Consider the following 335-nt stretch of genomic DNA (forward strand, 5'->3'; position numbering starts at 1 on the left):
CTTCCTCGTTGTAATAGGGCAGGACCAGCGTGATCCGGGGGCTGGGCTCGGTCAATCGGAGGTCCTTGGACAGATCAGGGCTTGTCCAGCACGTAGCCGAGCGAGCGCACCGTGCGCAAGGGATAGCCCGCGCCGACATCGCGCAGCGCACGGCGCAGGCGGCTGACCCAGGCATCGACGGTGCGTTCATCGATCGGCTGTTCGTTCTTGCCCAGCGCGGCGATCAGTTGCCCGCGCGAAAAGACATGGCCTGGCTGTTCCATCAGATAGCGCAGCAGGCGGTATTCGTTGGGCATCAGCGCGATCGGCTTGTCCTTCCACCGTGCCTGCAACCG

Annotated in this window: 1 protein-coding gene; it reads right to left on the reverse strand. The window is 64.5% G+C overall.

The window, feature by feature from the left end:
* Positions 1 to 74: 74 nt before the first annotated feature.
* Positions 75 to 335, reverse strand: a 261-nt coding sequence (locus A6X21_RS11925; RefSeq protein ID WP_131818309.1) for a winged helix-turn-helix domain-containing protein, incomplete at its 5' end; no start/stop codon positions are given.

The organism is Planctopirus hydrillae (genome assembly GCF_001707835.1).
GTDB classification, from domain to species: Bacteria; Planctomycetota; Planctomycetia; order Planctomycetales; family Planctomycetaceae; genus Planctopirus; species Planctopirus hydrillae.